Raw genomic sequence first — 19,580 nt, 5'->3', positions numbered from 1 at the left:
GTTTCCTGGAAGTCAGCCGCAGCAGCCGCCCATGCGGCCGTCGCGATAGAAGGGGGCAAGGTCCTGGGCGAGCGCGGCCACGGTGGCGCGCCAGCCGCCGTGCGCGGCGTCGGCGGCCAGGGCGGCGCGCGTGCGCGCGAGCAACTCGGCGCGCAATGCGGCCTCGTCGATGCCGGTCACCCGGCCCGCCTCGACCACGGTCCGGCCGCCGACGATCACGTCCGCGATGTGCGTGCCGTTGCCGCGCGCCAGCAGCAGCGCGAGCGGGTCGGTGTCGGCGAAGAGGGCATCGTCATCGAGCGCGTCCCAGTCCAGCAGCACGATGTCGGCCGGTGCGCCGGGGGCGATCCGGCCGTTCGACAGTGCGACGGCGCCCGACACGCTGCGGGGGCCGTTGCGCGACGCGAAGCCCCAGAGCTGCCCCGGCGTCATCGTCGTGTCGAAGCCCCAGCCGCGGTGCAGCGCATAGGCCAGGCGCGCCTCGCGCAGGGCGTCGTCGTCTTCGTCGAAGGCCATGCCATCGAGCCCCATGGCCACGCGGCAGCCCTGCGCGAGCATCTCGGGCAGGGGAGCGATGCCGGACTTCAGGCCCAGGTTCGAACTGGTGTTGACCGCGATGGTCGCGCCGCGTTCCGCGATCAGTGCCAGCTCATCGGGCCGCGCCCAGGCGCAATGCGCCAGGGTGAGGCGCGGGCTGAGCAGCCCGATGCTGTCGAGGAACTTGACGATGCCGCCGGGATGCACCCGGTCGGCCCATTGGCGCTGGTACCGGGTCTCCAGCAAGTGCATGTGCACCGGCCGGCCGGTGTCGGCCGAAGCCCGCGCAATGGCTTCGAGCAGGGGCGTGCTGCACCATTGCACGGCGCTCGGGCCGTACTGCACGGCGACGTGGTCGCCCGATCCGTCGTCCTGCACCATCGCTGCGACCTCGTCGACCAGCGCGAGCTGCTGCGCGGGCGCCACTGGCTGCACGGCGAGCCGCTTCGCGACCGCGTCGCGGATGCCCGGGCGCAGCGCGCTCAGTACCGTGGCGTCGTCGCAGTAGGCGATGCCGTTGCGGTCGCGCATGGCCACCGCGAAGCCGATGCGCACGCCGACGTCGCGCGCGGCCCGTGCCACGGCGCGCGCTTCGTCCACGTAGGGCATGCCGCCCTGCACCCGGGTGTAGTGCACCATGAGGTGGGCGACGCCGTTGCGCACCGAGCGTGCGAACGATGTCGCGGCGCACAGGTACGGGTCCATGCCCGGCACCACGCCGAGAAAGGGCAGCCAGCTTTCCAGCGGCTGGTTGAACGCGCCCAGCGTGGCGCTGCGAAAAGTGCGCGCATGGTCGTGGGCGTTGGCGAGCGCGGGCAGCGCCAGCCTGCGGCGGCCGCTGCCCGCGCCCGGCCGTGCCTCGATGGAGGCCACGCGCCCATTCGCCAGGCCGACGCGCACATCGCGTCGCGCGGGCTCCGCGCCCGGGTCGGCCAGCAGCCAGTCGCAGTCGAGAAAGGCGGCGTCGGTCGCGGGCGTCGTCATGGGGCCGCCACCCTGCGCTCGGCCAGCGGCGGCAGGAAGCGGCGGTCGAAGACCTCGGCAGCGGTCGGCACGCGAGGCAGCTCGAACGCTTCCTGCACCTGGATGAGGGAGCGCGCGAAACGCGCATCGCTGACGTCGCCAAGGCCGATGGCGGCGGCTTCGGGTGTCAGCATCACGGTTTTCAGGGTGTACATGAGGCGGCGTTTCTCCAGGTCCTTGTTCAGCAGCGGCTCGCGCTTCATGAGCGCGGCGATGGCGGCGTCGGGGTTGGCGATGGTATCGCGCAGTCCCTTGTGGATGGCGCGCACCAGCCCCGCGACGGCCTGCGGGTTGTCCTTGACGAGCTTCTGCGACACCAGCACGCCGTTGCCATACAGCTCGACGCCGAGGTCGCCGTAGTGGAACCAGCGGATGTCCTTGTCGGGGTCGATGCCCTGCGCCACCAGGTTCATGTAGCTGGTGACCGAGAACACCGCCGAGCCGTCGACGTGGTCTTTCAGCATCATCTGCTCCTGCAGGTTGGGCGCCACGTTGGTCCACTTGACCTTGGCCGCATCGACGCCGCCCTTGCCCGCGATCACGGGGAACATCCGTGAGGCCGCACCGCCGGCCACCGTGCCGAGCGTCTTGCCTTCGAGGTCCTTCAGCGTCCTGATCGGGCTGGTCGACTTCACGATCAGCGCGAACGGCGCCCGGTTGTAGATCATGTAGACCATCACCGGCGCGGTGCCCGGCTTGGCGACGGCGTTCTGGATGATGGCATTGACGTCGCCGAAGCCGGCCTGGTAGGCACCGGCCATCACCTTGGTCACGGCGGCGGCCGAGCCGTCGCCCTGGTCGATGGTGACCGCCAGCTTTTCCGCGGCGAAGTAGCCCTTGTCCTCGGCCAGGTAGTACCAGGCGTGGATGCCCTGCAGCTTCCAGTCGAGCACGAACTTGATGGGGGTGACGGGCTGCGCCGCGGCCGGGCGAACCGGCAGCCCGGCGGCGAGCGAAGCCAGTGCGGCGAAAGCGAAGGCCGCGGCGCGGCGCGAAAGACGGTGGTGCATGAAAGCTCCAGGATGGGATGAGGAAGGAAGGGGCCGCGACAGGCTCATGCCATCGCCATGTCGGTCTTGCGCTGCGCCCAGCCGGTCATGCGCTGTTCGACCAGCGAGGACACGGCGTAGAGCGCCACGCCCATCGCGGCCAGCAGGAAGAGCCCGGCGAACACCATCGGCACGTCGAAGTTGCCGCTGGCGATCATCATCACGGTGCCGATGCCCTTGTTCGACGCCACGGTCTCGGCCAGCACGGTGCCGACGAAGGACAGCGTGATCGCGATCTTGAGCGAGGCGAAAAGATAGGGCAGGGTGCGTGGCAAGCCGACGTTCCAGAGGATGTCGCGCTTGCGGGCGCCGAGCACGCGCAGCACGTCCTCCAGTTCGGGCTCGGTGCTGGCGAGTCCGGTCGCCACGTTGACCACCACCGGGAAGATGCTGATCACCATCGAGGTCAAGATCGCCGGCACCGTGCCGGCGCCGAACCACACCACGAACAGCGGCACCACCGCCACCTTGGGGATGCTCGAGAAGCCGACCAGCAGCGGATAGGTGACGTCGTAGGCGAGCCTGGACGAGCCGATGCCGACGCCGATCACGATGCCCGCCAGCACGCCGAGCACGAAGCCGGCGAAGGTGGTGTAGAGCGTCTGCGCCGCATGCGGCCACAGCAGCGACATCTTGTCGATCAGCACGTTCGCGATCTGGCTCGGCCGCGGCAGGATCAGGTCGGACACGCCGAAGGCCAGGCAGGCCAGCTCCCACAGCAGGAAGAAGCCGATCAGCGCGCCGGCGGACAGCAGGCGCTGGCGGGTTCGAGGAGAGAGGATCATGCCACCACCTCTTCCAGCGAGGCGGCCGTGGCCGTGGTCGTGGCCGTGGCCATGGCCGCAGCCGCCGGCGTGGCATCGCCGTCACGCCGCGCATCGGCGATGCGCATGCGCAGCTGCTGCACCAGCGTGGCGAACTCGGGTGCATAGCTGCTTTCCAGCGTGCGCGGCCGGACAAAGCCGACCTCGCGCGTCTCCAGGATGCGGCCGGGCCGCGAGCTCATCACGCAGATCCGGTTGGCCAGGTAGGCGGACTCGCGCAGATCGTGCGTCACCAGCAGCACCGTGGGGCGCCGGTCCATCCACAGCGTCTGCATGATGTCCCACAGCTCCTCGCGCGTGAACTGGTCGAGCGCGCCGAAGGGCTCGTCGAGCAGGAGCAGTTCCGGGTCGTGCACCAGCGCGCGGCACAGCGACGCGCGCTGCAGCATGCCGCCCGACAGCTGCCAGGGCCGCTTGTCGCCGAAGCCCTTGAGCCCTACCTGGGCGAGCAATGCCTCGACGCGGTCCTTGTACTCGCCGTGCTTCTTCTTGCCGAAGTGCCGGCGGAACGGCTCGACGATCTTGAGCGGGATCATCACGTTGTCGCGGATGGTCAGCCACGGCAGCATGGTCGGGTTCTGGAACGCGAGGCCGATGCGCAGGCGCGGTGCCTGCGAGGCGTGCGCGCCGCCACCGGGCAGCGTGCCGGCCGCACCGACTTCGCGGCCGCCCGCGATCACGGCGCCTGCGCTGGGCCGCAACAGGCCGGCCACCAGCTTCAGGATGGTCGACTTGCCGCAGCCGCTCGGGCCGACCAGCGCCACGAAGTCGCCCTCGTCGATGCCGAGCGTCGTGTGGTCCAGGGCGATGGTGCCGCCGCCGTAGCGCAGCATCACGTCGGAGAGTTGGATGTAGGCGTTGCCCATGGCAGCTTTCAGAAGGAGGGAATGGCGAAGATGGCGGCCACCGGCCCGCCGCCGGGTGGCCCCTGGTGTTCGGCACCGCCCGACACGTAGAGCGCCGTCGACCCGACCACCGAAGCCAGCACGCCGCCGACGGCCGCACGCGCGTGCCGCGTCGAGTGGATGTCGGAGTCGTTGAGCATGGTGTGGCGCGCCTCGCGCACGAGTCCGCTGGGGCTGGCTTCGGCCTTGGCCAGCAGGTTGACCAGCCGGCTTGCGACGAGATCGGCATCGGCCTCCGGGTCGAGCCCGAAGCGCTCGCGCAGCATGCGGCGCACGCTGTTGCCGTCGATCGCGTCCTGCATCACCGTATGCGCGATGCGAAAACGCGAGGCACTGCCGGCCGCCTCGCCGAGCACGATGACCACGTTGCCGTCGAGTTCGATGCCGGCCGAGCACGAAGCCCGTGCCGAATGGAGCGTGCTGTCGTGCAGGATCGCCGCCTCGTCGACCGCCGCGCACTCGCCCAGGGCGAGGCCGACGCCGAGTGCCGAGGCGCCGCGCGACCAGCCCATCGACTCGTAGGTGTCGCGGCTGACGGTGGCCGCGCCGCTTTGCTGCGCCGCACGGACCTTGGCCGAGGTGAGCAACGGGCACTTGACCTGCACCAAGTGAACGTCCGCCGCGTCGTCGATGCCGGCATCGCGCATCGCGGCTTTTACCGCCTCGGCGGTGGCCTCGACCTGTGCCATGCGCCCGAGCTCTTCCGGGGCGAAGTCCCGTGTGTGTGCGATCCCGACCACCAGGCGCTTCTCGTGCGTCGCTTCAGCCGCGTCGGCCGGCCCGCGCGCGAACACCGTGAAATGCGGCGACAGCACGCCCTCGGTGCCGCCCGACATCACGAGCGCCACGCGTCCATGTACCTGCGCGGCCGTGCAGTCGAGGTGAGGCGCCAGGAAGTGGCACCAGGCCGTGGCCGCGAAGTCGCGCGTGTGGTCGTTCACGCAGCCGTTGCCTTCGGTCTTTCCCATCACGGCGATGATCTGCCGGGGGTCGAGGCGCCTCGCGTCGACCAGCGCCTGCACGCCCGACAGGTCGGCCGGCCCGTCGCAGGGAACGCGGAACACGTCGACCTTCTGTGCGGCGCTCACAGTGCATCCACCAGCGGTTTGGCGTTCGCCGGAATGCCCTCGGGCGCCTCGACGATGGCGCTGCTGTAGTGCGCCATGTTGCGCGGCTTCGCAGCCGGCATCTGCTGGATGCCCTTGACCGACCGGCCCCAGCCCGCCGCGTCGGCGACGAGCTTGCCGTCGCGCATCACGAAGCGTCCGCGCAGCAGGGTGTGAAGCGGATAGCCTTGCACCGACCGGCCGTTCCATGGCGAGATCTTGCTGATGCTCTGCAGCTTGTTCTGCGACAAGGTGCCGGTGCGCGCCATGTCGACGACCGCGATGTCGGCATGGGCACCGGGCGCGATCACGCCCTTGGTGCCATACAGCCCCCAGGCCCGGGCCGGCGCCACCGAACTCCAGCGGACATAGTCCATCAGCGAGGCGCGGCCGCGATTCACCTCGGTCAACATCAGCGGCATCTGCGTCTCCACGCCCGGAAAGCCGCAGTCGCATTCCCAGATGCTCTCGCGCGTCTTTTCTTCGGGTGTGTGCGGCGCGTGGTCGGTCGCGATCATGTCCAGGGTGCCGTCCATCAGTGCGTCCCACAGCGGCTGGTTGTGGCGAGGCTCGCGGATCGGGGGGTTCACGCGCATCACGCCACCGAGCTTGCGCATGTGATCGGTGTTGAGCAGCAGGTACTGGGGGCAGGTCTCGGCCGTGACGTCGACGCCGCGGCGCTTGAACTCGCGCAGCAGGTAGAGCGAATCGGCCGCGCTGTGGTGCGCGATGTGCACGCGCGCGCCGGTCCACTCGGCCAGCGTCAGCACGCGGTTGATGGCCTCGATCTCGGCCACCGCCGGGCGGGCCGCCAGGTGTGCCATCGCGTCGATGCGGCCGGCGTCCTGCAGGCGCTTCTGGCGGCGGAAGAGAATCGACGAGTTCTCCGCGTGCACCACGGTGCGGATGCCCAGCGGCGCGAGGATCTCGAAGCCTTCGAGCAGCGCGCCGTCGGTCGGTGCCGGCAGGTTGCCGAAGGTGTTGCCGACGAAGGCCTTGAAGCTCGTCACTCCGGCGTCGAGCAGCGCTTCGAGCTGGTCGATGCTCTCGTCGCCCAGCAGGCCGTGGATGCCGAAGTCGCAGTACGACGACTCGGCCGCCTTCAGCTTGATCCGCAGCGCCTCCACCGTGCCGGTCGGCGGGTGGGTGTTGGGCATCTCGAAGACCGTGGTCACGCCGCCCATCGCGGCAGCGGCGGAGCCGGTCTTCCAGGTCTCCTTGTTCGGATAGCCGGGGTCGCGAAAGTGGACGTGGCTGTCGATGGCGCCGGGCAGCAGGTAGAGGCCGTCGGCGCGCATCTCGGTGCGCGCGGCCGGCATGGTGTCGTCGTGGCCGACGGCGACGATGTGCTCGCCGGCAATCGCCACCGAGGCTTCGATGATCTGGTCCGGCGACACCACGCGGGCGCCACGGATGACGAGGTCGACTTCTCTGGTCATGGGATGTCCTCGCGCGTTCAGAGTGCGGCCCAGCCGCCGTCGACGGGCAGGTCGACGCCGGTGATCTGGCGCGACACCTCGCTCGCCATGAACAGGCAGGCGTTGGCGATGTCGGCGTCTGTGGAGACGCGCTTCAAGGCGTAGTCGGCGGCATGGCGCGTCATGGCTTCTTCGAGCGTGATGCCCAGCTTCTCGGCCATGTTGGCGCACACCTTCTCGCGAAAGCGCGGGCCGTCCACCATGCCGGGCGCGACGTTGTTGACGTTGATGTTGAAGGGGCCGGCTTCGAGCGCAAAGCTCTTGGTGATGCCGCGCAGGCCCCACTTCGAGGCCGAGTAGGCCAGCCGGCCGGCGCGCCCGCGCAGGCCGAAGGTGCCGCCGACGTTGACGATCTTGCCGCTGCGGCGGGCGATCATCGACGGCAGGATGGCGTGGATGGTGTTGAAGCAGCCGGTCATGTTGAGCTGCACGATCTCGTTGAACTCTTCGGTGGTCGTTTCCCAGCCGGTCTTTCCGATCGGGCCCGAGCCGCCGGCCACGTTGACCAGCACGTCCACACGGCCGAAGGCCTCGAGCGCGTGCGCGGCCAGCGCCTCGGTCTGCGCGGCCACGGTCAGGTCGCAGGGCACCACGATGGCCTGCACGCCGAGCGCACGCGCCTCGGCGGCCACGGGTTCGATGGCGGCGGTGTCGCGCCCGGCCAGCACCAGCCTGGCGCCTTCGCGCGCGAAGGCGAGCGTCACGGCGGCGCCCATGCCCTTGGCGGGGCCGGTGATGAGGGTCACCTTGTCTTTCAGTTGCAAGTCCATGTCGGGGTCTCCTGTGCGGGGTCAGTGGGTGGTGGTGGCGGAAGGGCGATCGGCGCGTGCCGGCAGGAAGCTGCGGTCGAAGATCTCGCCCGGCTCGGGCGTGCGCGGCAGCGCGTTGGCTTCGACGACGATCGCGATGTCTTTCTTCAGCCGCGCGTCGTCGACGTCACCGAGGCCGATGCGCGCGATCTCGGGGTGGCTCATGTCGTTCTTCAGCGTGGCGAGCAGCTTGTCCTTCTCGACCTCGCGCTTGAGCAGGGGCTCGCGCTGGATCGCATGGTCGACGCCGGCATCCGGGTTCGCGATGACTTCCTTCACCGCGCGGTTGAGCGCCTTCACGAAGCCGGCCACGGCCTTCGGGTTCTCCTTCACGAAGCGCTTCGAGAAGAACACCGTGTTGGCATAGAGGTCCATGCCGTAGTCGCCGTAGCGGATGAAGCGCAGGTCCTTCGCCGGATCGAGCCCCATGCCCTTGGCGCTGAAGCTGACGGTGGTGACGTAGCCGAAGCCGGCGTCGATCTGGCCGCGCGAGAGCATCTGCTCGCGCAGGTTGGGCGCCATGTTCGTGACGTTGACCTTGGCGGCGTCGATCCCGGCGATCTTCGCGAAGGCCGGAAACAGCTTGAGTGCGCCGTCGTTGGCCGGGCCGCCCACCGTCTTGCCTTCGAGGTCCTTCGGCGTCCGGATCGGGCTGTCGCTCTTCACCACGAGCGCGAACGGCGGCGTGTTGTAGAGCATGTAGACGCCCACCGGGGCGTCGGCGGGGCGCCGGGACGCGAGGTCGACCAGCGCATTGATGTCGCCGAAGCCGGCCTGGTAGGCGCCCGCGGCCACCTTCGGGATCGAGGCGGCCGAGCCTTCGCCCTGGTCGATGGTGACGTCGAGCCCTTCGTCCTTGAAGTAGCCCTTGTCCTGCGCCAGGAAGAACCACGCCTGCGGGCCTTCGTATTTCCAGTTCAGCACCAACTTGATCGGCACTTGCGCCAAGGCCGGCTGCGCGGCCAGAGCGAGCGCGAGTGCGAGGCCGCAGGCGGACAGCAGGGCGTGCGGGAGAGGGAATTTCATGCTCAAGACTCCTTGGTTCTGGGAGAAGAGGTGGAAGAAGCGACTCGAAGCGCGTCGAGCAACGTCGCGGCACTGGCGACGAAGCCGTGCAGCAACTGCACGATGTAGAGCACGCCCTTGGTCACGTAGGCCGGCGACGGCGTGCTGCAGGCGTCCTGCAGCAGCACGCAGTCGTAGCCGAGGAAGTTGGCGTCCTGCAAGGTCGAGAACACGCAGCGGTCGGTGTTGATGCCGGTGAACAGCAGCGTCGTGATGCCCTGCTGGCGCAGCAGCGTGTCGAGTTCGTTGTCCCAGAAACCGCTCAGGCGATGCTTGTGCACGCTGATGTCGGATGGCGCCACGGTCAGCTCGTCGATGACTTGCGCGCCCCACGAGCCCTGCACCAGCGAGGGCCCATGGTCGAGCGGCGAGTGCTCGGCATAGCCCACGCCATCGGCCGTGCGCTTGCCCTTGAACTGGACCGTGGGGGCGAGGTTGCGCTTGTCGGCGCGGATGCCCCAGTTGAGCCACACCACCGCGCCGCCCGCATCGCGCCAGGCCGGCAACAGCGCTTGCAGCACCGGGATCGGCTTGCGCGCGGCCTGGGTGCCCAGGCCCTTCTGAGCGAACCAGCCTTCGGCGTGGCAGAAGTCGTTCTGCATGTCGACGACCAGCAGCGCGGTGCGCGCCAGGTCGATCTCGACGGCCTGCGGCGCGGCGTCGGCGATCAGCAGCGGCCGCGGCTTGCGTGCCTTGCGCACGAAGCTCACGCGGTTGTCATCCTGCAAATGCCAGGCGTTGTGCGCGGCAGGGCCGAACGACGCCCTCGAAGGAGGCAAGCTGGGCGCCAATCTGGGGCGTGGGGGACGCGGAGGGGCTTTCATGCCCGATGTCATGCACGCGACGTGCCCGGGAGTGCGCCACCACGACGCTTTATCGCGTTCGCTGCGTTGCCGAAACGGCAACGGCCATCGAAGGCATGAAGGTTGCAAGACGGGCCGCATGAACCATTTGCGTCTTCTGCGCTACGTCGATGAAGTGGCCCGCGCGGGCTCGATCCGCCAGGCGGCCGAGCGGCTGCACGTGGCACCCTCCGCCGTGAACCGCCGCATCCAGGACATCGAGGACGAGCTCGGCACGCCGGTCTTCGAGCGCCTGCCGCGCGGCATGCGGCTGACGGCGGCCGGCGAACTCTTCGTGCGCTACATCCGCGGCCGCGCCGCCGACCTGGAGCGGGTGCGCTCGGAAATCGAGGAGCTGCAAGGCCTGCGGCGCGGCAGCGTGCGCCTGGTGGCGAGCCAGGCGCTGGCGCCGAAGTTCCTGCCGGGTGTGATCGGCGAGTTCCGCAAGGCGCATCCGCTGGTCGCCTTCGACGTCCACATCGGGGACCACGTGCAGGCCGCACGCGCGCTGCGCAGCTTCGAGACCGACCTGGCCCTGGTGTTCAACCTGGCGCCGGAGGCCGACATCCAGCGCGCGATCGTGGTCGAGCAGAAGCTCATGGCGATCCTGCATGCGAGGCATCCGCTCGCCGCCGGCAGCGCGTCGTCACTGCGCCTGCGCGACTGCGCCGAGTACCCGGTGGTGCTGCCGAACCGCGACACCGGGGGGCGCCAGCTGCTGGAACGCTTCCTGGCGCGCAGCTCGACCCGCCTCAATGCCATGGTGGAAAGCAACAGCTTCGAGTTCTTGCGAGGCTGCCTGGACGACCGGCGGTCGATCTCGTTCCAGATGGCCATCGGCGCGGCCTGGGACGACCGCGACATCGTCGCGCGCGATATCGAGGATCGAGGGTTTCCGAGGGGCGAGATGGTGCTGGCGAGCCTGCGGGGTCGACAGCTTCCGGTGATTGCCTATGCGTTTGCGGAGTTCCTGAGGAAGAGATTGGGGAGTCTGGGAGGTGGCGAGCCGCCCGCGGCGCGCTGAACCCGTCCTGGATCGCGGCCGGCCTCCCACCGGCTCATCGGGACGCCCGCATCAAGGCGCTGTGCGGGTTCACCGCTTCGCCCTTCCACCATTGCCTTTCAGGCCCGAGCATGAAGACCGCGAAATGGAGGTGAGGCGCGACGGTTGCAGCGTTTCCGGTCGTGCCCACATAGCCGATCAGGTCGCCGCGCCGCAGCTGCATGCCCTCGTGCAGGCCGTCGGCGTATCGGTCGAGGTGCGCGTAGTAATAGGCCAATTGCCCTGCGGGGTCGAACTGGTAGATGGTGAGCCCGCCCGGCTTGCTGTCGAACAGCTTGACCAGCTTGCCATCGTCCACGGCGCGCACCGGCGTACCGAGCGGGGCCATGATGTCGAGCGCCTCGTGGCGATGGCCGGGACGGCCGTCCTCGAAGGTGTCGCGCACCGTCTCGGGACGGATGCCGTCGACCGGGAACTGCAACGAACGGGCGGCGAGAAGCGCCGGCCCGATGCGCTCGCCGGCGGATTGCGCGAGCGCGCCGCAGCACGCCACGAGACAGGCGCAAGCCACCGCCAGTCGAACGCGGGCCACGTGCACGGCAGCCGCCCTCTCAGGCCTTGACCTCGACCGCGAAGCCGGCTTTCGCCAGCTGGGACAGGCGGGCCGCATCCCAATTGGTCAGGTGGATGCAGCCATTGGTTTCCTCGTGGCCGACGCGATCGGGCGCCGGCGTGCCATGGATGCCCCAGTGGGGCTTCGACAGGCCCATCCACACATTGCCGATCGGGTTGTTCGGGCCGGCAGCGACGTCGACTTTCACCGCGTCGGCCGGCGCGTTCTTGAGGATCGACGGATCGTAGGTGAAGGTCGGGTCCTTCACCTCGTTGATGATCTTCATCCTTCCCAGGGGCAGCGGGTCGAGAGGTCCGCCGATGCTGATCGGAAAGCCGGCCAGCGGTTTGCCCGTGCCGTCGAGCACGAACAGCATGTGTTCGCTCTTGTCGATCTCGATCGACTTGGCGGCCTTGACCACGCCGGCATCGGCCGCGCCGGTGATGTTGACGACCACGATCTCGTCGCCGGCCTGGAATTTCGCTGTGCGGTTCAGTTCGGCCAGGGCCTTCGGCGACATGTGGTACTTCTCCGAGAGGGCCTCGCGCAGGTTCTCGTAGCCCATCGACTTGAGCTTGGCACGATCCGCCATCTCCTTCGGCGTCGGTGCGTAGGGACCCGCGACATCCTTGTCGGTCAGCACATGGGTGGTGAACAGCGGCGCGCTGTCGGCCTTGAGCGCGGCCCAGGTCGCGGCGTCGACCTTGCCGCTCTCGGCGAGGCCGAACGAGCGCTGGTAGGCCGCGACGACGCGGCGCATGTTGGCACCGTAGCCGCCGTCGATCTCGCCGGGCGAGAACCAGGCGCGGTCGAGCAGGATCTGCGCCCGCATCACGGCCGCGCCCCGCGAACCTTGCGAGAGCAATGGCGTCTCGTCGGCTGCATTGAGCCGGTCGAGTGCGGCGGCACCCGTGGTCGGGGTGGCGGCGTTGGCGCGCCAGGGAGCGGCGCCGGCGGCGACCATGCCGAGGCAGGCGGCGGCGAGGAGAAAGGATCGGCGTGGAGAAGCGGTCATGGGACGTGCCGGACTACTTGTCCTTGGCAGGGGTCACCGAGACCTTGGGAACCTCGATCACCTTTTCCTCTGTCTTCACCGTCGGGACCGTGATGGTCTTCTCTTCCTTCGTCACTTTCACGTCGGGAGTGGTCACGTCGTACTTGGGAAGCGTCACGTCGCCCTCTTTCGTCTTTTCGTACTTCGGCACCGTGATGTTCCCGTCAGCCGTCTTCTTCACGTCGCAGGCGGCGAGCGTCATGATGGTGCCGATGGCGATAGCGATGGATGCAATGGCTTTCATGGGGTGTCCTCTGAGTTGTTCCGCCCATTCTGAATCGCACGCATCGTTGGCCTGTAAGACCGCGCCGCATGATCGCGGAGGCGTGTGGACTCACGCGATGTGGTCCGTCCTTGGCCGGACGTTCGCCGATCAGCGTTGCGCCTGCGCCGGAAAGCGCAGGGTGAAGGTGGTTCCCTCCGCCGCCGAGGACGCGACCGCCATCTCTCCGCCATGCGCCTTCGCGATCTCCCTGACGATGAACAACCCCAGGCCGACGCTGCGCACGGTGTTGCTGCTCGTGGCGCCGCGCACCATGGGCTCGAAGACGTTGGCGAGCATGCCGGAGGGAATAGGGTCGCCTTCGTTGTGGACCGCCACCAAGGCCGTGCCGGTGTCGATGGCCGATCGCACCACGATCGGCGTGCCGCTGCGGCCGTAGGTCGCCGCGTTGCTGACCAGATTGCCGATCAGCTGGGCCAGCCTGTCGGCGTCGGCGATGCATTGCGCCTCGCCCTGCGCCTCATGTGCGATGACGCGGTCGGGGAAGGCGAGCATCAGTTCGTCCAGCGTGCGCGCGGTGACCTGGTGGAGGTCGATGCGCTGGCGCTTCACGCTCAGACCGGCGCCGATCCGCGCCTGCGTGAAGTCAAGCAGTTCCTCGATCAGGCGCTGCGCGCGCTCGGCAGAATCGCGCACGTGGCCCAGCACCCGGGTCCGGCGCTCGTTTTCGGTCCGCCCCAGGAGTTGCACGCCCATGAGGATGGCCGACAGCGGGTTGCGCAGGTCATGGCTCACGATGCCGACCATCTGCTCGGCGAACAGCGCCCGGTCCCTCAGCAGGTTCTGTGCATCGAGTTCCGCCGCGAGCAGGCTGTCGGCCTTTTTCCGTGCGTTCATCAGCTCGCGCTCGTAGCGGTTGCGGTCTTCTGCCACGAAGGCGGCGATCTCGTCGAAGTCGCCTTCCGCCCGCTTGCGGCGCCGCGCGTTGAGGATCATCGGAATGCCGTGCCCGTCGCGGTGCCGCACCTCGAACTTCACTTCGGCCACGGAGCCTTGCATCTGCAGGGTCGGCGCCCAGTGGGTCTGATGGAAGATGCGGCCACCCATCGTGAACAGGTCCTGCACGCGCTTCGCACCGACGAGGTCTTCGCGCGGCATTCCGACCCAGGTGCAGAAGGTCGTGTTCACCTTCAGGATGGTGCCGTCCAGCGCGGTGACCAGCAGGCCGCAGGGGGCCTCGTCGAAGAGGTCGCTCGCGCTCGGGACCTGGAGGGTCATCGGCGGCTAGCGCTGGCCGAGCGCGCGCAGAAACTCGTCGATCGCGTCGCAACTCGCGCCCGGCGCACTCAGGTGCGGGCAATGGCCGGTGTTGTCGACGATCCGGAGCGTGCTGTGCGGCAAGGTCCTGTGCATGTATTCGCCCACGGCGACGGGTGCGATGAGGTCTTCCGACGACTGGATCACGAGCGTGGGCGTCTGGAGCCTGGCCACGTCCTGCCGGTTGTCCGACAGGAAGGTCGCCTTGGCGAATCGCTTGGCGATGTCCGGGTCGGTGCGGCAGAAGCTGGCCGTGAGCTCCTCGCCGAGTTCGGGCCGCTCGGGCACGCCCATGATCGCCGGCGCCATGCTGCCGGCCCAGCCGAGATAGTTGCTCTCCAGCGTGTCCAGCAGCGAATCGATGTCCTCGCGCGTGAAGCCGCCGACATAGTCGCCGTCGTTGATGTAGCAGGGCGACGGGCCGATCATCATGTGGGCCGCGAAAGTGCCAGGCGACTGCAGGTCGGCCAGCATGCCGATCATCGCGCTCACCGAATGGCCGACGAAAAAGACCGGTCCGAGCGCCACGTCGCGCGTGATCTCCAGGACATCGTCCGCGTAGCCTTGCAGGCTGGCGTACTTCGTCACCTCGTAGGCGCTCGGGTCGGAGTTGCCTGCCCCCACCAGATCGAAGGTGACCACGCGGTAGCGTTCGGCGAAATGGGGGGCCATGAAGCGCCACATGTTCTGGTCGCAGCCGAAGCCATGCGCAAAGATCATGGTCGCGGGACCGCTGCCCTGGATCTGTACGTTGTTGCGGTGGCGGATGTTCATTGGGAGGGTCGGGCGGGTCCCGATGGCGCGTGCGGGGCTGAGTCGCCCGCAAACAGCCATTTTGCCCCCTTTCGGCAGGCTGGCCCAAGAAGCATCGGATCGCCCGCAGGACAGCAAGCCCGCCCCGGCTCTACCCCTGGCCCGACGCCACGGCCAGCACGCGCCGCGCGTCGTCGGGTGATGCCGCGTCGGCTGCCCAGGCGACGAATTGGTCCGGGCGCACCAGCACCAGCTTGGCCGCGTAGCGGGCGGTTTCGTCGCTGCTCTCCGCCATCACGATCGACAGGGGCAGCGACAGGTCGAGCGCCGCTTCGCGGAACGCCTCGACCGCCGAAGCCGGCCCGCCCATCACCAGGAGCGTGAATCCGGCGCCGAGCTCGTCGTAGATGTTCTTGCCGGACGCCTGTGCGGCGGGTGCCAGGTGGTGCCCCGCGCGGGCATCGAAGCGGTGGGACCCCTTCGCGCTGCTCACTCGGCCTTCGCTCCCGCATACCACGGTCGAGCCTTCGTAGTGGGGCTCGAAGGCGTGCACCTCGCCGACTGCGCCCTGGGCGCGCGCTTGCCAGGCGGCATCGAACGCCGCCTGGTCGCGGGCCGGATCGTATGCGTCCAGGAACTCCCGGTCGGCATCGATCGACTTGGCGATGAAGTCGCGGATCGTCGAGCCGAACACGGGGCGCCGCTCGGCATCGTAGGAGTCGAGCAGGCCTTCGCCACCCCAGCCCTGCAGCGTCGCGGCGAGCTTCCAGCCCAGGTTTCGCGCGTCCTCCAGCCCGGAGTTCACGCCGTAGCCGCCATAGGGCGGGTGGCTGTGGGCCGCATCGCCTGCAACGAAGATGCGGCCCTCGCGATAGCTGTCGGCCAGCATGAAGCGCAGGTCCCAGAAACCGATGTGCTCGAACTCGACGTCGAAATCCGCTCCGACGGCCTCGCGAAGGTATGCCGCGAAATCGAAGTTGTCCTTGGTGGTACCTGGAGGCACCGGCGCGTGAAAGAACCAGGTGCTGCCCAGATCGACGCGACCGAAGAATTTCCAGTAGCCCTTCAGCGCCGGCTGCAGCACGTTGTAGTAGGACTTGCCCGGGTAGCACTCGAGCAGCCTGTGCAATTCGTGCGACTTGAAGACCAGCAGCACCATCATGCGGTCGTGGTCGGTGCGCGTCTGCGTGATGCCGGCATGCTCCCTCACGAGCGAGCGGGCCCCATCCGAACCGATGGCGTAGGCGGACCTCAAGACGCGCCGGCCGCTTCCTTCGCGCTCGCCGATCGTGATCGACACGCCACTGGCGTCCTGAGTCACTGCTTCCGCGTCCCAGCCGTACAGGGTCTGGACCGAGGGAAGTTCGGCGACGCGTCGTCGCAGCACCGCCTCGGTGGCGTACTGCGGAAGCCTTTCGTTGGACGTGAAGTAATAAGGCTTGACCAGGTCGCGCTGCAGCCAGTCGTAGCTGTGAGGCCCGAGCAGCGTGCCGTAGGCGGTCAGGCCGCCGATCCCGTACGACGGTGGAATGGTGCGCGCGGCGCGCAGTTGCTTTTCCGCCCCCCAGAAGTGGAAGTGCTCCATCGTGCGCTGGGTGAGGTTCTGGCCCTTGGGGATGGGTTGGGGCTGCGGATAGCGTTCGACGACGACGGTGCGAACGCCGCGCTGGCCCAACTCGATGGCGAGGCCCATGCCCACGGGACCTCCGCCGACGATGACGACCTCGGCATCGAATTGCGCCGAGATGGCTGATTCCTTGTTCATGCTCTGCCTACTCCGCGGTGATGCCTTGGGCCTTGATCAGGTCGGCCCAGCGCTTGGCGTCTGTCGCCAGCATTTGCTGAAACGCCTCGGGCGTGCTGTGGGCAGGCGTCATGCCCTGGGTCTCGAAGGCCTTGGCGATGGCCGGCTGCGCCAGGATCTCGCGCAACTCCTTGTTCAGGCGCTCGATGTACGGGCGCGGCGTGCCCGCGGGTGCCAGGACGCCGTACCACATGTCGACGTTCATGTTCCCGAGCTTGAGAACGCTGAGCGGCGGCACCTCCGGGAGCAACGGGCTCGGCTTGTCGGAGCTGATCGCAAGCGCCTTGAGCTTGCCCGCCTTGACGTGCTGCAGGGCGACATGGATCGGCAGGAACATGACGTCGATCTGGCCGCCCAGCAGGTCCGTGACGGCCGGCGCGGTGCCGCGATAGCTGATGTGCGTCAGGGACACCCCGGCCCGGTTCTTGAGCAGTTCCATGGCCAGGTGGTGCGGCGTGCCTGCACCGGGCGAGCCGTAGTTCAGGGCGCCCGGCTTTGCCTTGGCGCGTGCGATCAGATCCTGCAGGGAGTCGATCTTCGTCCCCGGATACGCGACCAGGAGCAGTTGACCCCAACTCGTCTGGCTGACCGGCGCGAGATCGGTCACCGGATTGAATCCCAGCTTGGGATAGAGGGCCATGTTCATGACGAGCGTGTTGACGCTCACGAGCAGCGTGGTGCCGTCCGGTGTCGCGCGAACGACCTCCTGCGTGCCGATGTTGCCGGAGGCTCCGGGCCTGTTCTCGACGAAGAAGGGGCGCTTGAGGCGTTCGGAAAGGCCGGGGGCGATCTGGCGCGCGATCAGGTCGATGCCGGTGCCGGGCGTGAAAGGAACGATCAGGCGAACGGGAGCGTCCGCCGAGCCTTGGGCACGGGCAAAGGGGGCTGCCAGCGCGGCGAGCCCGCCGAGCAGAATGCGGCGGCGGTGCCGGAATGAGGGCGACGGCTGCAAAGTCCTGGAAGTGTTCACGGCGATGTCTCTTTGGGAGTTGGGTGACAATTAAAGCGGTACCTTTGACATTGATCAAACGGAATATTCTGATGAATTCGTCAACAAAATTGATCAATGTGAGCAGCCGTCAGCTGCACGCGTTCCTTGAAATAGCGCGGCTCCAGAGCTTTGCCAAGGCCGCCGAGCAGGTTCATCTCTCGCCTTCGGGCATGAGCATGCTGGTCAAGGAACTGGAAGAGCAGGTCGGCGCGCGGCTTTTCGATCGAACGACGCGGTCCGTGACCCTGACCGGCGCCGGCCGGCGGCTGCAACCCGTGGCCGAGCGCATCGTCGCCGAACTGCTTGCCCTGAGCGCCGTGGTGGGGGGATCCGAGGCGGCGGTACGTTCTCGGCTCCAGGTGGCGGCCACGCCCATGGTGTCGGCCAGCCTGCTGCCGGAGGTGATTCGCGCGTTCGCCGACAGCCATCGGCAGGTGAGTGTCGACCTGGCGGACGTCGACGTGAGCGTCGTCCGCCAGCGGGTGCTGGACGGCGAGGCGGACATCGGCCTGGGCTTCTTCGTCAAGCCCGCTGTCGGCCTGCTGCGCCAGCCCTTGTGCAAGTTCAGGCTGATGCGCGTCAGCCCGCCAGGAGCCGACTCGGGCGGCCTTGCGCCCAGCCAGCCCTGGAGCAGCATCGCGGGCTTGCCGCTCGTCAGCCTGCCGACCGACAATCCGATTCAAGTGGTGATCGAGAAGCACCTGGCCCGGCTGGGCCGCGCGCACGAGGAGCGGCCGCGGATGAACTTGATCGGGACCATCATCGGGATGGTTCGGGCCGGACGCGGCCACGCCATCGTTCCCTCGTTCGCGATGGAAGAGTGCCTGGGGCAGGGCCTCGGCGTGGCGATGTTGCGCGAGCCCGTGGTTCACCTCGAACTGTTCGTGGTGTCGCGGCGTGGCGCGCAGCCGAAGCATGCGGCACTTGCCTTTGCCCGGGCGCTGAAGGAGGCCGCGGCACGGTTGCCGGGGTAGGGCAGGTTCACACGCCCTAAAGGTCGAGCACCAGCTCGGCAGAACAGGCGCGCGTACGAAGCGCGGTGATGCCGATGTGCGCCGAGCCCGTGTTCGGCTCCACCCGCGACTTCGCCGCCGCGGTCGAGGATGAGCAGAAGTTCCTCGATGGCCTGATCAGGCAGTTCCCGCTGAATTGACCTCGAGCCGGCGTCTTGCCGCCCGTCTCTTCGGCGCGGCGACCTGGCTCACGTGGCGTATGGCGTCGGCGAACTCCGTCAGGACCAACGGCCTCTCCATCCCATCCCGCCGGAAGAAAAGGCCGAACGATGGAAGGTCGATCGAGGGCGAGACATCGAGCCTTCGCGCTCCGCCCCTGGCGATCTCGTCCACCGCATGCTCCAGCCGTACCGCGCACAGCAGCGAGGCATCCTGGCGAAGCACCGTGCCGATCGTCACCGACGACATGGCCTCGATCACCGGCACGGGCGGCGTCACGCCGCTGTTGAGAAAGGCCGTCATGAAAGCCTGTCGGACCAGCGTCTCCCTGGGCGGCAGCACCCACTTTTGCGGCTTGCAGCTCGGCCCATTGATAGCTTCGTGCGGCGATGCTCCCGTTCGAAGCGGAAGCCAGCACACACAGCGCGTCCTTCAGCAGCACAGCAGGCTCCAGCAAGGGAACCATGTCGCTCGAGAGCAGCTCGGGCGTGATGGCGCCAAAGACGCAGTCCAGTTCTCCTTGCAGCAGTCGATGGATGAGCTCCTGGACGCGGCCCTCCCTCAGCTGCACCGCGACGCCGGGCATTCGCTCCCGCAGCCTGACGATGGCCGCTGGAACGGCCGCAGTCACCGACGGGGCCCCCACACGCAGAACCGCCGTGACGCCGCTCTGCAATGCGTCGACGTCTTCGGTTGCGCGGGCCAGCTCGTTCAGTACCGCTCTCGCCCTGAATGCCGCGCTGACGCCCAGTGCATTCGCATGGATCCCCTGGTGGCTGCGTTCGAACAGCCTGGCCCCGAAGCAGCTTTCGACCTCGCCCAGCATCTTGCTGATCGCGGGCTGGCTCAGATGCAATCGCGCCGCCGCACCGCGCATCGTGGCGGTCTCGGAGAGCGCGACAAGAAGTTCGAGGTGTCTCAGTCGCAGCGTGCGCACGAGGCGGGCGGTCTTTGTATCCATTTCGGCTGCTCCGGGCTATATCGAATCGTGATCACTCCCTCACGATTATCG

19 protein-coding genes are annotated in these 19,580 nt (G+C 68.2%); 2 read left to right on the top strand and 17 right to left on the bottom strand.

Annotation, left to right across the window (positions count from 1 at the left end):
- Positions 1-12: 12 nt before the first annotated feature.
- The 9 genes from AC1DF3_RS19585 to AC1DF3_RS19545 are packed head-to-tail and all read right to left on the bottom strand — an operon-like array spanning position 13 to position 9,506.
- Positions 13-1,521 carry an amidohydrolase family protein gene (locus AC1DF3_RS19585; protein WP_478140554.1) on the bottom strand — a complete coding sequence of 503 codons (1,509 nt, stop codon included), beginning with the start codon at positions 1,519-1,521 and terminating at the stop codon, positions 13-15.
- Complete coding sequence (locus AC1DF3_RS19580; protein ID WP_478140553.1) at positions 1,518-2,570, bottom strand: ABC transporter substrate-binding protein; 1,053 nt, start codon at positions 2,568-2,570, stop codon at positions 1,518-1,520. The genes AC1DF3_RS19585 and AC1DF3_RS19580 overlap by 4 nt, the downstream gene beginning before the upstream one ends.
- Positions 2,571-2,614: 44 nt before the next feature.
- A complete protein-coding gene (locus tag AC1DF3_RS19575; protein ID WP_478140552.1) occupies positions 2,615-3,394 on the bottom strand; it encodes an ABC transporter permease in 780 nt (259 codons plus the stop codon).
- Positions 3,391-4,299: an ABC transporter ATP-binding protein gene (locus tag AC1DF3_RS19570; protein ID WP_478140551.1), complete on the bottom strand. Its 909-nt coding sequence runs from the start codon at positions 4,297-4,299 to the stop codon at positions 3,391-3,393. The genes AC1DF3_RS19575 and AC1DF3_RS19570 overlap by 4 nt, the downstream gene beginning before the upstream one ends.
- A gap of 8 nt (positions 4,300-4,307) precedes the next feature.
- A complete protein-coding gene (gene atzD, locus AC1DF3_RS19565) occupies positions 4,308-5,426 on the bottom strand; it encodes a cyanuric acid amidohydrolase (protein ID WP_478140550.1) in 1,119 nt (372 codons plus the stop codon).
- Complete coding sequence (gene allB / locus AC1DF3_RS19560) at positions 5,423-6,883, bottom strand: allantoinase AllB (RefSeq protein ID WP_478140549.1); 1,461 nt, start codon at positions 6,881-6,883, stop codon at positions 5,423-5,425. The genes atzD and allB overlap by 4 nt, the downstream gene beginning before the upstream one ends.
- A 17-nt stretch (positions 6,884-6,900) precedes the next feature.
- Positions 6,901-7,692 carry an SDR family NAD(P)-dependent oxidoreductase gene (locus AC1DF3_RS19555; RefSeq protein WP_478140548.1) on the bottom strand — a complete coding sequence of 264 codons (792 nt, stop codon included), beginning with the start codon at positions 7,690-7,692 and terminating at the stop codon, positions 6,901-6,903.
- A 21-nt stretch (positions 7,693-7,713) separates the two neighbouring features.
- The gene (locus AC1DF3_RS19550; protein WP_478140547.1) at positions 7,714-8,757 is read right to left on the bottom strand and encodes an ABC transporter substrate-binding protein; all 1,044 of its coding nucleotides are present in this window, start codon (positions 8,755-8,757) and stop codon (positions 7,714-7,716) included.
- 2 nt (positions 8,758-8,759) lie between these two features.
- Positions 8,760-9,506 (bottom strand): cysteine hydrolase family protein, encoded by a 747-nt coding sequence (locus AC1DF3_RS19545; RefSeq protein ID WP_478140546.1) that lies wholly within the window; start codon positions 9,504-9,506, stop codon positions 8,760-8,762.
- 232 nt (positions 9,507-9,738) lie between these two features.
- Between AC1DF3_RS19545 and AC1DF3_RS19540 the strand changes: the two genes are divergently transcribed.
- Positions 9,739-10,662, top strand: coding sequence for a LysR family transcriptional regulator (locus AC1DF3_RS19540; protein ID WP_286530812.1), 924 nt, complete (start codon positions 9,739-9,741; stop codon positions 10,660-10,662).
- 34 nt (positions 10,663-10,696) lie between these two features.
- Here the strand turns inward: AC1DF3_RS19540 and AC1DF3_RS19535 are convergent, their stop codons facing one another.
- The 7 genes from AC1DF3_RS19535 to AC1DF3_RS19505 all read right to left on the bottom strand — a co-directional run bounded on the left by AC1DF3_RS19535 (position 10,697) and on the right by AC1DF3_RS19505 (position 17,375).
- The gene (locus tag AC1DF3_RS19535; RefSeq protein WP_478140545.1) at positions 10,697-11,233 is read right to left on the bottom strand and encodes a M23 family metallopeptidase; all 537 of its coding nucleotides are present in this window, start codon (positions 11,231-11,233) and stop codon (positions 10,697-10,699) included.
- Positions 11,234-11,252: 19 nt separating this feature from the next.
- Positions 11,253-12,269 (bottom strand): L,D-transpeptidase family protein, encoded by a 1,017-nt coding sequence (locus tag AC1DF3_RS19530; RefSeq protein ID WP_478140544.1) that lies wholly within the window; start codon positions 12,267-12,269, stop codon positions 11,253-11,255.
- A gap of 13 nt (positions 12,270-12,282) precedes the next feature.
- Positions 12,283-12,552, bottom strand: a complete 270-nt coding sequence (locus AC1DF3_RS19525; protein ID WP_301811416.1) for a hypothetical protein — start codon at positions 12,550-12,552, stop codon at positions 12,283-12,285.
- 129 nt (positions 12,553-12,681) lie between these two features.
- Complete coding sequence (locus tag AC1DF3_RS19520) at positions 12,682-13,809, bottom strand: PAS domain-containing sensor histidine kinase (protein WP_478140543.1); 1,128 nt, start codon at positions 13,807-13,809, stop codon at positions 12,682-12,684.
- 6 nt (positions 13,810-13,815) lie between these two features.
- Entirely contained in the window at positions 13,816-14,622 is an 807-nt protein-coding gene (locus AC1DF3_RS19515) for an alpha/beta fold hydrolase (RefSeq protein ID WP_478140542.1), read from the bottom strand.
- 130 nt (positions 14,623-14,752) lie between these two features.
- The gene (locus AC1DF3_RS19510; RefSeq protein ID WP_478140541.1) at positions 14,753-16,366 is read right to left on the bottom strand and encodes an FAD-dependent monooxygenase; all 1,614 of its coding nucleotides are present in this window, start codon (positions 16,364-16,366) and stop codon (positions 14,753-14,755) included.
- Positions 16,367-16,373: 7 nt separating this feature from the next.
- Positions 16,374-17,375, bottom strand: coding sequence for a tripartite tricarboxylate transporter substrate binding protein (locus tag AC1DF3_RS19505; RefSeq protein ID WP_436411598.1), 1,002 nt, complete (start codon positions 17,373-17,375; stop codon positions 16,374-16,376).
- 44 nt (positions 17,376-17,419) lie between these two features.
- On the opposite strand from AC1DF3_RS19505, the gene AC1DF3_RS19500 reads away from it, so the two are divergent.
- A complete protein-coding gene (locus AC1DF3_RS19500) occupies positions 17,420-18,370 on the top strand; it encodes a LysR family transcriptional regulator (protein WP_478140540.1) in 951 nt (316 codons plus the stop codon).
- Positions 18,371-18,386: 16 nt separating this feature from the next.
- Here AC1DF3_RS19500 and AC1DF3_RS19495 read toward each other — a convergent pair whose 3' ends face one another.
- Positions 18,387-19,529, bottom strand: a complete 1,143-nt coding sequence (locus AC1DF3_RS19495) for a LysR family transcriptional regulator (RefSeq protein WP_478140539.1) — start codon at positions 19,527-19,529, stop codon at positions 18,387-18,389.
- Positions 19,530-19,580 lie beyond the last annotated feature (51 nt).

The organism is Variovorax sp. 10N432 (assembly GCF_056394465.1).
Note: the sequence above shows the minus strand (reverse complement) of the source record. Positions and strands in the feature narration are given on the sequence as shown.

Excerpts from the sequence above, each read along its gene's own strand:
- AC1DF3_RS19575 (WP_478140552.1), bottom strand. The coding sequence starts at position 3,394 with ATGATCCTCTCTCCTCGAACCCGCCAGCGCCTGCTGTCCGCCGGCGCG.
- AC1DF3_RS19510 (WP_478140541.1), bottom strand. The coding sequence starts at position 16,366 with ATGAACAAGGAATCAGCCATCTCGGCGCAATTCGATGCCGAGGTCGTC.
- AC1DF3_RS19585 (WP_478140554.1), bottom strand. The coding sequence starts at position 1,521 with ATGACGACGCCCGCGACCGACGCCGCCTTTCTCGACTGCGACTGGCTG.
- AC1DF3_RS19570 (WP_478140551.1), bottom strand. The coding sequence starts at position 4,299 with ATGGGCAACGCCTACATCCAACTCTCCGACGTGATGCTGCGCTACGGC.
- AC1DF3_RS19495 (WP_478140539.1), bottom strand. The coding sequence starts at position 19,529 with ATGGATACAAAGACCGCCCGCCTCGTGCGCACGCTGCGACTGAGACAC.
- allB (WP_478140549.1), bottom strand. The coding sequence starts at position 6,883 with ATGACCAGAGAAGTCGACCTCGTCATCCGTGGCGCCCGCGTGGTGTCG.
- AC1DF3_RS19540 (WP_286530812.1), top strand. The coding sequence starts at position 9,739 with ATGAACCATTTGCGTCTTCTGCGCTACGTCGATGAAGTGGCCCGCGCG.
- AC1DF3_RS19515 (WP_478140542.1), bottom strand. The coding sequence starts at position 14,622 with ATGAACATCCGCCACCGCAACAACGTACAGATCCAGGGCAGCGGTCCC.
- AC1DF3_RS19580 (WP_478140553.1), bottom strand. The coding sequence starts at position 2,570 with ATGCACCACCGTCTTTCGCGCCGCGCCGCGGCCTTCGCTTTCGCCGCA.
- AC1DF3_RS19555 (WP_478140548.1), bottom strand. The coding sequence starts at position 7,692 with ATGGACTTGCAACTGAAAGACAAGGTGACCCTCATCACCGGCCCCGCC.
- AC1DF3_RS19525 (WP_301811416.1), bottom strand. The coding sequence starts at position 12,552 with ATGAAAGCCATTGCATCCATCGCTATCGCCATCGGCACCATCATGACG.
- AC1DF3_RS19550 (WP_478140547.1), bottom strand. The coding sequence starts at position 8,757 with ATGAAATTCCCTCTCCCGCACGCCCTGCTGTCCGCCTGCGGCCTCGCA.
- AC1DF3_RS19530 (WP_478140544.1), bottom strand. The coding sequence starts at position 12,269 with ATGACCGCTTCTCCACGCCGATCCTTTCTCCTCGCCGCCGCCTGCCTC.
- AC1DF3_RS19520 (WP_478140543.1), bottom strand. The coding sequence starts at position 13,809 with ATGACCCTCCAGGTCCCGAGCGCGAGCGACCTCTTCGACGAGGCCCCC.